The following is a 12,270-nucleotide window of genomic DNA, read 5'->3' on the forward strand; positions in this document are numbered from 1 at the left end:
CAGGTGTTTCCTTTCAACCCTCAAGGGAGTGCACGACATGATGAATGAATATAAATCGCTTTCTGTGCAGTATTTGACAGGTACCGTGCAGATATCCAAACCCGCCTCACCCAATCCGGTAACGTTCGATTCACCCGCATTTGAAGTTATGACCGATTTGCGCAAAATACACGCCGCTGTTATTGCGCCCGGCATTCCAATGGAAATTGCGAATACCTACATGATGCAGCGCGGTGTGCGCACTTTGCTGGTCGTGAACGACGATAATTCCTTGGCGGGGATTATCACGGCAACCGATATTCTGAGTGAAAAACCGATGCGTTTCATTCAGGAAAGGGGCGTTAAACACAACGAGATTCTGGTGATGGATATGATGACGCCGCTGGAAAAGCTGGAAGCCATTCCACTGGAAGAAGTGGCGCACGCGCGGGTCGGCAATATCGTCGCCAGCTTACGCGAGAGCGGCCGGTTGCATGCGTTGGCGATCGATGACAACACCATCGGATTGCCGCGGATTTGCGGTATTTTCTCTTGGACGCAAATCGAGAAACAGCTCGGAACCGTCATTCCGCCCAATAATGTTGCAAAGAGCTTTGCCGAAATCGAGTCGACATTGATTGCCGGCTAAGTTTGAACGCTAAATTTCGCAAACCAGACAATCGTCCATTCCGTGTAGCCAGAAATCATGAGCGGAGTGGACGCAAGTGATTAGATTTTACTATCCAATCCGCTCTCGGCAATTTCTGCGGCGCGAAGAACGGCTTTGGCTTTGTTTTGCGTTTCTACCCATTCGTTTTGCGGCACGGAATCGGCGACGATGCCAGCGCCCGCCTGGACATGCAGTTTGCCATCTTTGATGACCGCGGTGCGGATGGCTATGGCCAAATCCATGTCGCCGTTGAATCCGAGATAGCCGACTGCGCCGGCGTACACACCGCGCTTAGAGACTTCCAGTTCGTCGATGATTTCCATCGCGCGCACTTTGGGGGCACCACTGACGGTGCCGGCCGGGAAGGTCGCGCGCAGCACGTCGATGGCGCTGAGTTCCGGTTTTAATTTACCTTCTACGTTGGAAACGATGTGCATGACGTGCGAGTAGTTTTCAATCTGCATTTTTTCCGTCACCTTGACCGTTCCGGTTTGTGCGACGCGGCCAATGTCGTTGCGACCCAAATCCATCAGCATGACATGCTCGGCGATTTCTTTCGGATCGGCCAGCAGATCGGCCGCCAGTTCGGCGTCTTGCTGTGGATTCTTACCGCGCGGACGGGTGCCTGCAATTGGTCGCACGGTGACGGTACCGCTTTCAAGGCGCACTAGAATTTCCGGGGAAGCGCCGACGACGTGAAAGTCGTCGAAATGATAAAAGAACATGTACGGTGACGGATTGAGACTGCGTAAAGCGCGGTATAACGCCAGCGGCGATGCGTTGAAAGGCTTGCTGGTGCGTTGCGACAACACTACTTGCATGATGTCGCCGTCATAAATATAGCGTTTGGCGCGTTCGACCGCGGCTTTGAAATCCGCCTCGGGAAACTCGGAAATTGCGGCGGCGGAAGCAACCGCTTGTCCGGTTGGGATCGTAACCGGCTGACGCAATTTTGCCAGCAAAGCTCTTAAGCGTTTTTGCCCGGTTTGATAAGCGTCTTGACTGTGCGGATCGACGTAAACGATCAGATACAGCTTACCGGACAAATTGTCCACCACCGCCAGTTCTTCCGACAATAGCAGCAACATATCCGGCGTATTGAGGACATCCGGCTTGGCGTGACCTTGCAATTTGCGCTCGATGTAACGAACGGTATCGTAAGAGAAATAACCGGCCAGGCCGCCGCAGAAACGGGATTTTCCTGCCGGGCAGGGCGCCGCATTGAATTGCGCCAGATAGGATTCGACAAAAATCAGCGGATTGTCGACCGTGACGGTTTCCGCTGAATCTTGATCGATCGTGGTTACCGCATTTCCACGCGCTTCGATACGCGTCGTTGCCGGTAAGCCGATGATCGAGAACCGGCCGAAACGCTCGCCGCCTTGCACCGATTCCAGCAAATAAGAATAGGGCTGGTTAGCCAGTTTCAGATAGATGGAGAGCGGGGTATCGAGATCGGCAAAAGTTTCCAGCACAACCGGAATGCGGTTGTATCCTTGTTCGGCGAGCTGGTTGAATTCGGCTTCGGTCATTGGCGCATCAGGGCAATTTTTTAATCAATTTCGACGCATCCACCAGCGACTCGACGATGGCGTCGCAATCCAGTTCGTACACATTGCGTCCTTCGTTATAACCGTAGGTTACGCAGAACACGTGACAACCGGCCGCGCGCGCGGCAATGGCATCATTGAGCGAATCGCCGATCAACAATGCTTCGTGCGGCTGCGTATTGAAGTGTTTGCAGATATGCGTCAGCGGCATCGGATCCGGTTTTTTCTTGGGCAAACTGTCGCCCGACAAGATGATTTCAAATTTGTCGAACAATCCGGTGGCGCGCAGCAGCGGGAGCGTGAAAGCTTCCGCTTTATTGGTGATGCAAGCCAGTTTGAAACCCGCTTGCTGCAACGCTTCGACACCTTCGACCACACCGGGATAGGGGCGCGTGTTCAGACTCAGATTGTCCGCGTAGTGCTTTTCATAAATCGGCAGCGCTTTGGCAAACAGAGCAGCATCCGGTTCACCATCGAGCTGACCGGTCAAGGTGCGTTTGACCAGTTTCTGTATGCCTTTGCCGATATACGAACGGATCGTTGCCGTCGACTGCTCCGGCATGTTCAGATCTTTCAGCATCAGGTTTGCGGATAACGCGAGATCCTCGGCGGTGTCGAGCAGCGTGCCGTCCAGATCGATCATGATGACTTTGACCGGCAACGGAGATTCTATTTTCCTTGCCGGGGCGTTTGCGTTGCTAGAGAGACTTAGGTTCATTTGTAGACAGGAAACAGCCGTTTCAGTGAGTTAAACTTTGGCCAATTCAGCGCGGAATGCGGCCACGATGGAATCGTAGCGATGCGGATCGGAATCCTTGCCGGCTTGATAAACAGCCGATCCCGCGACAAAAGTATCGGCGCCGGCACGGGCGATTTCGGCGATGTTGTCAACTTTCACGCCACCGTCGATTTCCAGCATGATGTCTTTGCCGCTGGCGTCGATGCGTTTTCTAACCGCGCGCAGTTTGTTCAGCGCTTCAGGAATGAATTTTTGTCCGCCGAAGCCCGGATTGACCGACATGATCAGAATCAAATCCAGTTTGTCGAGGACGTGATCCAAGTAATACAGCGGAGTGGCCGGATTGAATACCAATCCCGCTTTGCAACCTTGTTCCTTGATCAAGCCGATGGTACGGTCGATGTGATTGGATGCTTCCGGGTGAAATGAAATGATGTTGGCGCCGGCTTTGGCGAAGTCAGGAATAATACGATCCACCGGCTCGACCATCAGATGCACATCGATCAGGGCATCGGTGACCGGGCGGATGGCTTCGCAAACCAATGGGCCGATCGTCAGATTCGGCACGTAGTGATTGTCCATCACGTCGAAGTGAACGATATCCGCGCCTGAATCAATGACATCGGTAATTTCTTGACCAAGTTTGGCGAAATTGGCGGATAGAATGCTAGGTGCTAGGCGGTACATGAAAAAAACCTCTCGATAAACAAATCATGTATTTTAACCGCAAATGCCAAACTGCGCGTAACAGAGTGGAAATTATTACGCAAATTTCTCCGATTGATCCGCCTTAAACTTTTTCTTGGTAAACTACCGCGAAATCATAAAAACAAATTGGACCGCAAGATGACCGAAGAGAAGAAGTATGAAATTGATGTCACTGTCCGCACGGTATATCTGCCCGATCAATCGGATGAAGAAGCGGAACGGCATGTATTCGCTTATACCATTACCATCGCCAATAACGGCACGGTCGCTACGCAACTGATCAGCCGCCATTGGATCATTAACAATGGCGACGGCACCAGCCAGGAAGTGCGCGGATTGGGTGTCGTGGGCGAGCAGCCCTTGCTGAAGCCGGGTGATAGCTTTGAATACACCAGCGGCACGGTCATTTCGACCTCTGTCGGATCGATGAAAGGAAGCTATCAGATGGCGGCGGAAGACGGTTATCACTTCGATGTGGCGATACCGGAATTCATTCTCAGCGCGCCGAGAACGTTGCATTAGATAGATAACATTCCCAATTTGATTTCATGTTGCGTTTTTTCTCACCGCCAGTATTCCGATGAGCGGAAAACTGTATTTGATCCCGGCTCCAATCAGTCAGGAAAGCATCGATTGGGTTTTGCCCGCTGAAGTTCAGCGCCGTATTGCGGAATTATCGTATTTCATCGTCGAACAACCCAAAACGGCGCGGCAATTTCTCAAACAGCTCGACCTCAATCGGCCATTGCAAGATTTGCAGATGCAAACGCTGAACGAGCATACCTTGGTCAAGGAGTTGCCGCTATTGCTTGAGCCGATATTGGCGGGGCACGATGCGGGCTTGTTGTCGGAAGCGGGGTGTCCGGCGGTGGCGGACCCGGGTGCGGAGTTAGTCCGCTTGGCGCATAAGAATCATATTGCGGTGACGCCGTTGGTCGGCCCGTCCTCCATTTTACTGGCATTGATGGCTTCGGGTTTGAACGGGCAACGGTTTGCTTTTCATGGATACTTGCCGGTTGAAAGCGCGGTGCGCGCCAGCAAGATAGTGGAGTTGGAGAGGCTATCGGTTCGTTTGAAACAAACACAGATTTTTATCGAAGCGCCTTACCGCAACCAGAAATTGCTCGAGCAATTGGTTACCGTATGCAGCGATGATACGGATTTATGTATTGCGAGCAACTTGACATTTGCCAGTGAAAAAGTGATGACCAAGCCGGTTAAGGAATGGCGGCGCTCATTGCCGGATATCAACAAGATACCGGCAATTTTTTTATTGCTGGGATAGCAGGTACTGACAGGGGATTGATGAATCGCCGTTCGTGGGAATTATTGACCGGGTTGTTTTTTCTGGATGAATTCGATTTTGTATCCATCGGGATCTTCGATAAATGCGATGACTGTTGTGCCATGCTTCATCGGACCCGCTTCGCGCGTGACCTTACCGTTCAGTTTTTTGACGTTCTCGCACGCCTGATAAGCATCCTCGACTTCAATGGCGATGTGGCCGTAGCCTTCACCCAGGTTGTACGAGGGTGTATCCCAATTGTGCGTCAGTTCCAGCACGGTGCCGTCCGTCTCATCCTGATAACCGATAAAAGCCAGCGTAAATCTGCCGTCGGGATACTCTTTGCGGCGCAGCAGTTTCATACCTAAAACCTGTGTGTAAAACGCCAGAGACTTGTCGAGGTTACCGACGCGCAGCATGGTATGCAAAATGCGCATTTAGATTTTCACCATTTCAAAATCTTCTTTGCGTGCGCCGCATTCCGGACATGTCCAGTTGATCGGCACATCTTCCCAGCGCGTGCCCGGCGCAATGCCTTCATCCGGAGATCCTAGGGCTTCATCATAGATGTAGCCGCAAATTAAGCACATATAACGATTGAATTCACGATTCTCTTCGGTAGGCATGATAGATAGCTGTTTCCTTTTAGGTTAAAATGATATTTTACGGTATTAATGCATGTTACAGCCACCCCCAATCGTACTTTCTTTTGCAGCAAATGACCCCAGCGGTGGAGCGGGATTGCAGGCTGATCTGTTAACGATCGCCAGCATGGGTTGCCATCCGCTGTCGGTGATGACGGCGATTACGGTACAGGATACCGCCGGTGTTGATGATGTTATGCCGCTTGATCCCGAATGGGTCGCCGATCAAGCGCGGGCGGTATTGGAAGATATGCCGGTTCATGCGTTCAAAATCGGTCTATTGGGCAGCGTCGAAATTATCGCCGCTATCGCCGAAGTGATTTCCGATTATCCTCATATTCCGCTGGTTATGGATCCGGTACTGACTTCCGGTCGCGGAGACGAACTGGCGAATGAAGAAATGGTCGACGCGATGCGGGAATTATTGTTGCCGCAAGTGACCATTTTGACGCCTAACAGCCTGGAAGCCAGGCATCTGGCGCAGCAGGACAACGACAATAATGAAAGCAAGCTGGATTTAAGTCTCTGTGCGCAACGGTTATTGAATATGGGATGCGAGTATGTGCTGATAACCGGCACCCATGAAAATACCGCACAAGTGACCAATACGTTGTATGCCGCTGACGGTGTGGTGCGCACGGATCACTGGGAAAGGCTTGAAAATGCTTATCACGGTTCCGGTTGTACGCTGGCTTCGGCTATCGCCGCTTCGTTAGCCAATGGTTTTTCCATCAGCGAAAGCGTGTTGGAAGCGCAAGACTATACGTGGCATACGCTGCAAGCAGGATTCCGTCCCGGCATGGGGCAATATATCCCAAACCGGCTGTTCTGGGTGCGCGATGCCGAAGATGATCAGAACGGTCAGGGCGAGTGAGTGAACAAGCCTAACATCAGTGGACTCTATGCGATCACACCGGATCTGAACAATACGGACGATCTGCTGGATAAAACCCAGCAGGTGCTGGCAGGCGGTGCGCAGCTCATCCAATACCGCAATAAATCGGCGCATGATGTATTGCGCAAGGAACAAGCCGGGTTATTGTTGCAATTGTGCCGGAAATACCAGATTCCGCTGATCATCAACGATCACGTTGAACTGGCGGTCGCGCTCGATGCAGATGGTGTGCATGTGGGGCGCGATGATGGTTCGATTGGCGATGCGCGCAGACAGTTGGGACAGGACAAAATTGTCGGCGCATCTTGCTATAACAATTTGGATTTGGCGGTGCGGGCGGAAGAATCGGGTGCCGATTATGTCGCTTTCGGCGCGTTTTTTCCTTCTCGGACTAAAACCAATACCGTACCGGTTACAACTCATTTGGTTGATCAAGCTAAGAAAAAAGTAACCATTCCGGTGGTAGGAATCGGCGGCATCCGTTTGGCAAATGCAATGACGATTATCCAAAGCGGCTGTGATGTGATTGCCGTTTGCAACGATTTATTCGCGGCAGAAAATATCCAAGCACAAGCGAGGCAATACGTTCGCTTATTTGCAGCACAACATGCAATTTAATCAGAGTTATTTTTATCAATTTTTATCACGAGCAAGCAAATGACATCACGCAATCATCAATTATTCGAACAATCCCAGCACTATATTCCGGGCGGTGTTAATTCTCCGGTGCGTGCTTTTAAATCGGTAGGCGGGGAGCCGGTGTTTTTTCAACGCGGCGAAGGCGCTTATTTTTGGGATGCGGATGGTAAGCAGTACATCGATTATGTCGGATCGTGGGGGCCGCTGATTCTTGGGCATGCGCACCCGGATGTGGTGAAGGCGGTACAGGCGGCGGTGCAAAATGGCTTGACCTTCGGTGCGCCGACTGAGGCCGAATTGGAAATCGCTCAGCTGATTTGCCGCTTACTGCCGTCCATCGAGCAGGTCCGCTTGGTCAGTTCCGGTACCGAAGCCGGCATGAGCGTAATCCGGCTGGCGCGCGGTTTTACCGGCAGAAGCAAGATCATCAAATTTGAAGGCTGTTACCACGGTCACGACGATTCCTTGCTGGTTAAAGCGGGATCGGGTGCATTGACTTTCGGTAATCCGAGTTCCGCCGGTGTCCCGGCGGAAACGGCAGGGCATACCATCGTACTGGATTTCAACGATATTGCTGGTGTTGAAGAAGCTTTTAACAAATGGGGCAAAGAAATCGCTGCGGTGATTGTCGAACCGGTAGCTGGCAATATGAATCTGATCGCACCTAAAGCGGATTTCCTCGGTAAGTTGCGGACATTGTGTACGCAAAACGGCAGCGTGCTGATATTTGACGAAGTGATGACGGGATTCCGGGTTGGCTTAACTTGCGCGCAAGGGCTTTATCAAATCAAACCCGACCTGACCGCGATGGGTAAAGTGATCGGCGGCGGCATGCCGATGGCTGCATTCGGCGGACGACGTGAGATCATGCAATGTCTTGCGCCACTCGGTCCGGTTTATCAGGCGGGTACCCTCTCAGGTAATCCGGTTGCGGTTGCGGCCGGATTGGCTACGCTCAAACTGATTCAAGCGCCCGGTTTTTACGATCGGCTGGCGGACAAAACGCGGCAGCTGGTAGACGGTATTTCAGCCGCCGCAGAAAAACACGGTATCGTTTTCTGCGCGCAATCCATTGGCGGCATGTTCGGGTTGTATTTCAGTAAGACTATCCCAACCAGCTTCGCCGAAGTGATGCAGTGCGACAAAGCAGCTTTTAACCGCTTCTTCCACGCCATGCTGGAGGAGGGGGTCTATTTTGCACCTTCGGCCTTTGAAGCCGGTTTTGTTTCCATCATGCACGGCGATGCCGAGTTGAATAAAACGTTGTCGGCAGCAGAGAAAATATTCAAGAACTGGTAGGTTTTTGCGGAAGCAAAAGGGAAAGCAGCGGCAATAAAAAAGGCGGTCATGCCGCCTTTTTTATTTGTCGGTAACTGGCGCTTTTAACGCATGGTGGAAATATAAGCCGATACAGCGCGTTTTTCCTGTGCACTCATGCGGCTGACAACTTTTTGCATGACAGTGTTGTCGTTCGAGCGATCACCGGTATTGAACAGATTTAACTGCGTCAGCGTGTATTCCGCGTGCTGGCCGGCAACGCCGGGATAGCGTGGCGGAATACCGGATCCGTTCGGACCGTGGCAGCTGGCACAAGCGGGGACACCGTGTTCGATATTGCCGCCGTGATAAAGAATTTTTCCTGTTTCGAGCAGCTTCTCATCAGCCGCTACTTGGCTCGCTACCGTTTTTTGCTGTGCATAGTATTCGCCCAATTTTTTCATATCGTCTTGAGAAAGTGCAGCTACCATCGAAGACATAACCGGGCTGTTACGTTGAGCCGGTTCGGTTTCGGTTGCTTTAAAATCCATCAATTGCTTGGTGATATACTCTGCATGCTGACCGGCCAGAATCGGGTTCATCGGGATGATGCTGTTGCCATCCGGGTTGTGGCAGCCGGCGCATACGCCGGAAGCGATTTCTTGCGCACTGGCGGGAGCAGCAGGCGCGGCAGGGGCAGCATCATTTGAGTCGGCAGCCGTTTCTTCGGCTGCCAGAGGTGCGGCCATTGCAAGTGCTGCGAGTAGTACCATATTTTTAAACATTTTCATATTTCGCGTTCCGTTCTAAGAGCATTCAAAAGTTGGTAGGTGTGTTGAAAATTAACGTCGTATTTTAACAAGGCACAAGAGCATTAACAACAAAATTCATAGGGTCTTCATTATTTAATATTTTATTTTTCAATGAAAATAATCTTTATGCTGTTATTGATAGTCAATATCGCCTATCTGGCCGGTACGCAATGGTCTTCCGGCGAACAAAACCCGACTATGCCAGTTTCGGTTCATCCGGAAAAAATCATATTGGTTGCGGCGCAGGAAAATTGTTTGCAGTGGGGCGATTTTTATGAAGAGCAGATACGCTATGCCGAAACCGTGTTGTCTGATTTATTTCCCGGTCTGATTTATGACACCGAAGAATCCGGCCAAACCACGATGTATTGGTTGTATATTCCGCGTTATCCTAATAAGGAAGCGGCCAATCGTGAAATCAACAAATTGCGCAACCTCGGCATCGTCAGTTTTCGTGTCAAAGACGATACGCAATGGCAGAATGCCGTATCGCTCGGGATGTTTTACGACCAGCAGGATGCGCTGAAGCAATTGCGCGAGATCGAAAAAAAAGGCATTACCAATGCTAAGATAGAAGAGCGTAGCGTCATGCTGAAGAAAATCGTCATTCACAACCCGGCGCACATGATCAAGGAGCAAATGCAAAAATTAGTCGGACAATTTGACGATACCAAGCTGGTTCAAGGCAAATGCGAACGTTTATAATAGCCGGTGTTGCGCAAGAGAAGTTCTGAAAAAGGTAACAAGCGAAGGTCAGATAAGGTGAAATCAAGTGAAAAAGCGCAGTTTACGAGGGTAAATGAGCATTTTGAACATGATTTCAACGCGACATGCCAAGCGCAGCAGTTTTTCAGAGCTTCCTAAGGGGAATAATCAACACTATCGCTGTCAATCACTTAAAAATTAAATAAAAAATACCATGACGGTAACTATAAAGACATCGCAAGAAATAGAAACAATGCGTATTGCCGGACGGCTGGCGGCAGAAGTTCTGGACTACATCGCGCCGCATGTTGTCGCCGGTGTCACCACCGAAGAACTCGATGATCTGTGTCATCGCTACATGGTGGATGTGCAGAAAACGATACCCGCTCCGCTGAATTACGCACCGGCGGGACATTCGCCTTACCCCAAATCGATTTGCACCTCGGTCAATAATCAGATCTGCCACGGTGTTCCCGGACAAAAGCGGTTAAAAAACGGCGACATCGTCAATATCGATATTACCGTGATTTATGAAGGCTATCACGGCGATACCAGCCGCATGTTCTATGTCGGCGAACCGTCGATTCAAGCCCGGCGTTTGTGTGAAGTGACGTATGAAGCGATGTGGCGTGGGATCGATGAAGTGAAGCCGGGAAAGCATCTGGGCGATATCGGCTATGCCATTCAGAAGCTGGCGGAAGGTGTCGGCTATAGCGTGGTGCGAGAATTTTGCGGACACGGCATCGGCGCTAAATTTCATGAAGATCCGCAAGTATTGCATTACGGGCGGCGCGGTACTGGCATGGAGCTCAAACCGGGTATGATTTTTACCATCGAACCGATGATTAACGCCGGTAAAGCGGCGATCCGCCACCTTCCGGACGGCTGGACCATCACCACCAAGGACGGCAGTTTGTCGGCGCAGTGGGAGCACACCATCCTGGTGACTGACAACGGTTACGAAGTGCTCACCGTATCCGCAGGTTCTCCGCCGAAACCGGTTTACCGTTTTTCCAGTTAATCCATTTTCCATTCCCGCAGAGTATAGATCATGACCCGAAGCCATCAGCGTACCGCCGGACAACTCCGCCCGGTCAGAATTACCCGCCATTACACCAAGCACGCCGACGGTTCCGTGCTGATCGAATGCGGCGATACCAAAGTCATTTGTACCGCCAGCATCAGCGAACAGATTCCGCCGTTCCTGAAAGGTCAAGGGCAGGGATGGTTGACCGCCGAATACGGCATGCTGCCCGGATCGACGCATACGCGCATGCAGCGTGAAGCGGCAAAAGGCAAGCAAACCGGCCGTACCATGGAAATCCAGCGCTTGATCGGCCGCGCGTTGCGTGCCGTGGTCGATTTGAAAAAACTCGGCGAGCGTACCATCCAGATCGATTGCGATGTGATCCAGGCGGACGGCGGCACGCGCACGGCCAGCATCACCGGCGCGTTCGTGGCGTTGCACGACGCAGTCGGCCGATTGATCTATCAGCAACTGATCGAAACTTCGCCGATCCTCGATCATGTCGCGGCGATTTCGGTCGGCATACATCAAGGTATCCCGGTGCTCGATCTGGATTACAGCGAAGATTCCGCCTGCGATACGGATATGAATGTCGTGATGACCGGCAGCATGGGATTGGTCGAAGTGCAAGGCACCGCCGAAGGCAGTGCATTCAGCCGGGAAGAACTCGGTAGCATGCTGGATTTGGCGCAACACGGCATTCAGGAATTGATCGCGAAACAAAAAAGCGCTCTGGCAGTGGAAGCCACGCATGGATAAGCTGGAAAAACTGGTCATCGCCAGCAACAACCAAGGTAAGCTGCGCGAAATCGGCGAATTGCTCGCGCCGCTGGCGATCAATGTTGCGCCGCAATCCGAATTCAACATCAGCGAAGCCGACGAACCGCACATTACGTTTGTCGAGAACGCGCTCGCTAAAGCGCGCCACGCCAGCCGCTGCTCCGGTTTACCTGCTCTTGCGGACGATTCCGGCATCTGCGTCAGCGCACTCGGTGGCGCACCGGGCGTGAATTCCGCGCGCTACGCCGGAGAACCAAAATCCGATGAACGCAACAATCAGAAATTGATCGAGGCGTTGAAAAACCAAACCGACCGCCGCGCGTATTACTATTGCGTGATCGTGTTAGTGCGTCACGCCGGTGATCCGCAACCGATCATCGTTGACGGCTCGTGGCACGGTGAAATCATCGATCAACCGCACGGCAGCGGCGGCTTCGGCTACGATCCCTACTTTTTTCTGCCCGCATTCGGTAAAACCTCTGCCGAATTAACCGCCGAACAGAAAAATAAAATCAGCCACCGTGGCCAGGCATTAGCGAAGTTGGTGGAAATTCTACAAGCTGGGAAGTTTTAAACCGGT

The 12,270-nt window shown here is 51.7% G+C and carries 16 protein-coding genes; 10 read left to right on the plus strand and 6 right to left on the minus strand.

Annotated features, from left to right (window positions below):
- The first annotated feature begins 37 nt into the window (after positions 1-37).
- Entirely contained in the window at positions 38-628 is a 591-nt protein-coding gene (locus HRU77_00450) for a CBS domain-containing protein (GenBank protein ID QOJ19298.1), read from the plus strand.
- Positions 629-708: 80 nt separating this feature from the next.
- Here HRU77_00450 and HRU77_00455 read toward each other — a convergent pair whose 3' ends face one another.
- Genes HRU77_00455 through rpe form a run of 3 tightly spaced genes read right to left on the minus strand, consistent with a single transcriptional unit; the run spans position 709 to position 3,625 of the window.
- On the minus strand, positions 709-2,181 hold the full coding sequence (locus tag HRU77_00455) for an anthranilate synthase component I (GenBank protein QOJ19299.1): 1,473 nt from the start codon (positions 2,179-2,181) through the stop codon (positions 709-711).
- A gap of 7 nt (positions 2,182-2,188) precedes the next feature.
- Positions 2,189-2,917, minus strand: coding sequence for a phosphoglycolate phosphatase (locus tag HRU77_00460; protein ID QOJ19300.1), 729 nt, complete (start codon positions 2,915-2,917; stop codon positions 2,189-2,191).
- Positions 2,918-2,947: 30 nt separating this feature from the next.
- Entirely contained in the window at positions 2,948-3,625 is a 678-nt protein-coding gene (gene rpe, locus HRU77_00465) for a ribulose-phosphate 3-epimerase (protein QOJ19301.1), read from the minus strand.
- Between the two features lie 159 nt (positions 3,626-3,784).
- Here rpe and apaG point away from each other — a divergent pair, with 159 nt between their 5' ends.
- Positions 3,785-4,168: a Co2+/Mg2+ efflux protein ApaG gene (gene apaG, locus HRU77_00470; protein ID QOJ19302.1), complete on the plus strand. Its 384-nt coding sequence runs from the start codon at positions 3,785-3,787 to the stop codon at positions 4,166-4,168.
- Positions 4,169-4,226: 58 nt separating this feature from the next.
- Positions 4,227-4,931 carry an SAM-dependent methyltransferase gene (locus HRU77_00475; GenBank protein ID QOJ19303.1) on the plus strand — a complete coding sequence of 235 codons (705 nt, stop codon included), beginning with the start codon at positions 4,227-4,229 and terminating at the stop codon, positions 4,929-4,931.
- A gap of 41 nt (positions 4,932-4,972) precedes the next feature.
- On the opposite strand, the gene gloA is transcribed toward HRU77_00475, so the two are convergent.
- Complete coding sequence (gene gloA / locus HRU77_00480) at positions 4,973-5,368, minus strand: lactoylglutathione lyase (GenBank protein QOJ19304.1); 396 nt, start codon at positions 5,366-5,368, stop codon at positions 4,973-4,975.
- Complete coding sequence (locus HRU77_00485; GenBank protein ID QOJ19305.1) at positions 5,369-5,557, minus strand: rubredoxin; 189 nt, start codon at positions 5,555-5,557, stop codon at positions 5,369-5,371.
- A gap of 52 nt (positions 5,558-5,609) precedes the next feature.
- On the opposite strand from HRU77_00485, the gene thiD reads away from it, so the two are divergent.
- From thiD to hemL, 3 genes are read left to right on the plus strand one after another with little or no spacing between them, the layout of a single operon-like run.
- Positions 5,610-6,449, plus strand: a complete 840-nt coding sequence (thiD, locus tag HRU77_00490) for a bifunctional hydroxymethylpyrimidine kinase/phosphomethylpyrimidine kinase (protein ID QOJ19306.1) — start codon at positions 5,610-5,612, stop codon at positions 6,447-6,449.
- Positions 6,450-7,088: a thiamine phosphate synthase gene (locus HRU77_00495; GenBank protein ID QOJ19307.1), complete on the plus strand. Its 639-nt coding sequence runs from the start codon at positions 6,450-6,452 to the stop codon at positions 7,086-7,088.
- 39 nt (positions 7,089-7,127) lie between these two features.
- Complete coding sequence (hemL, locus tag HRU77_00500) at positions 7,128-8,408, plus strand: glutamate-1-semialdehyde 2,1-aminomutase (GenBank protein QOJ19308.1); 1,281 nt, start codon at positions 7,128-7,130, stop codon at positions 8,406-8,408.
- Positions 8,409-8,491: 83 nt separating this feature from the next.
- Here the strand turns inward: hemL and HRU77_00505 are convergent, their stop codons facing one another.
- A complete protein-coding gene (locus tag HRU77_00505) occupies positions 8,492-9,157 on the minus strand; it encodes a cytochrome c4 (protein ID QOJ19309.1) in 666 nt (221 codons plus the stop codon).
- A 132-nt stretch (positions 9,158-9,289) separates the two neighbouring features.
- On the opposite strand from HRU77_00505, the gene HRU77_00510 reads away from it, so the two are divergent.
- The 4 genes from HRU77_00510 to rdgB all read left to right on the plus strand — a co-directional run bounded on the left by HRU77_00510 (position 9,290) and on the right by rdgB (position 12,264).
- The gene (locus HRU77_00510) at positions 9,290-9,883 is read left to right on the plus strand and encodes an SPOR domain-containing protein (GenBank protein QOJ19310.1); all 594 of its coding nucleotides are present in this window, start codon (positions 9,290-9,292) and stop codon (positions 9,881-9,883) included.
- Between the two features lie 214 nt (positions 9,884-10,097).
- Positions 10,098-10,904, plus strand: a complete 807-nt coding sequence (map, locus tag HRU77_00515) for a type I methionyl aminopeptidase (GenBank protein QOJ19311.1) — start codon at positions 10,098-10,100, stop codon at positions 10,902-10,904.
- Between the two features lie 30 nt (positions 10,905-10,934).
- Positions 10,935-11,669 carry a ribonuclease PH gene (gene rph, locus HRU77_00520; GenBank protein QOJ19312.1) on the plus strand — a complete coding sequence of 245 codons (735 nt, stop codon included), beginning with the start codon at positions 10,935-10,937 and terminating at the stop codon, positions 11,667-11,669.
- Complete coding sequence (gene rdgB / locus HRU77_00525; protein QOJ19313.1) at positions 11,662-12,264, plus strand: RdgB/HAM1 family non-canonical purine NTP pyrophosphatase; 603 nt, start codon at positions 11,662-11,664, stop codon at positions 12,262-12,264. Before rph ends, rdgB begins: the two co-directional genes overlap by 8 nt.
- Positions 12,265-12,270: the final 6 nt, after the last annotated feature.

Source organism: Gammaproteobacteria bacterium (assembly GCA_015709615.1).
In the GTDB taxonomy this organism is placed as follows: Bacteria; Pseudomonadota; Gammaproteobacteria; order Burkholderiales; family Nitrosomonadaceae; genus Nitrosomonas.

Coding starts and splice junctions, on each gene's coding strand:
- map (QOJ19311.1), top strand. CDS start 10,098: ATGACGGTAACTATAAAGACATCGCAAGAAATAGAAACAATGCGTATT.
- hemL (QOJ19308.1), top strand. CDS start 7,128: ATGACATCACGCAATCATCAATTATTCGAACAATCCCAGCACTATATT.
- rdgB (QOJ19313.1), top strand. CDS start 11,662: ATGGATAAGCTGGAAAAACTGGTCATCGCCAGCAACAACCAAGGTAAG.
- HRU77_00450 (QOJ19298.1), top strand. CDS start 38: ATGATGAATGAATATAAATCGCTTTCTGTGCAGTATTTGACAGGTACC.
- HRU77_00455 (QOJ19299.1), bottom strand. CDS start 2,181: ATGACCGAAGCCGAATTCAACCAGCTCGCCGAACAAGGATACAACCGC.
- gloA (QOJ19304.1), bottom strand. CDS start 5,368: ATGCGCATTTTGCATACCATGCTGCGCGTCGGTAACCTCGACAAGTCT.
- HRU77_00460 (QOJ19300.1), bottom strand. CDS start 2,917: ATGAACCTAAGTCTCTCTAGCAACGCAAACGCCCCGGCAAGGAAAATA.
- HRU77_00485 (QOJ19305.1), bottom strand. CDS start 5,557: ATGCCTACCGAAGAGAATCGTGAATTCAATCGTTATATGTGCTTAATT.
- rph (QOJ19312.1), top strand. CDS start 10,935: ATGACCCGAAGCCATCAGCGTACCGCCGGACAACTCCGCCCGGTCAGA.
- apaG (QOJ19302.1), top strand. CDS start 3,785: ATGACCGAAGAGAAGAAGTATGAAATTGATGTCACTGTCCGCACGGTA.
- HRU77_00475 (QOJ19303.1), top strand. CDS start 4,227: ATGAGCGGAAAACTGTATTTGATCCCGGCTCCAATCAGTCAGGAAAGC.
- HRU77_00505 (QOJ19309.1), bottom strand. CDS start 9,157: ATGAAAATGTTTAAAAATATGGTACTACTCGCAGCACTTGCAATGGCC.
- thiD (QOJ19306.1), top strand. CDS start 5,610: ATGTTACAGCCACCCCCAATCGTACTTTCTTTTGCAGCAAATGACCCC.
- rpe (QOJ19301.1), bottom strand. CDS start 3,625: ATGTACCGCCTAGCACCTAGCATTCTATCCGCCAATTTCGCCAAACTT.
- HRU77_00510 (QOJ19310.1), top strand. CDS start 9,290: ATGAAAATAATCTTTATGCTGTTATTGATAGTCAATATCGCCTATCTG.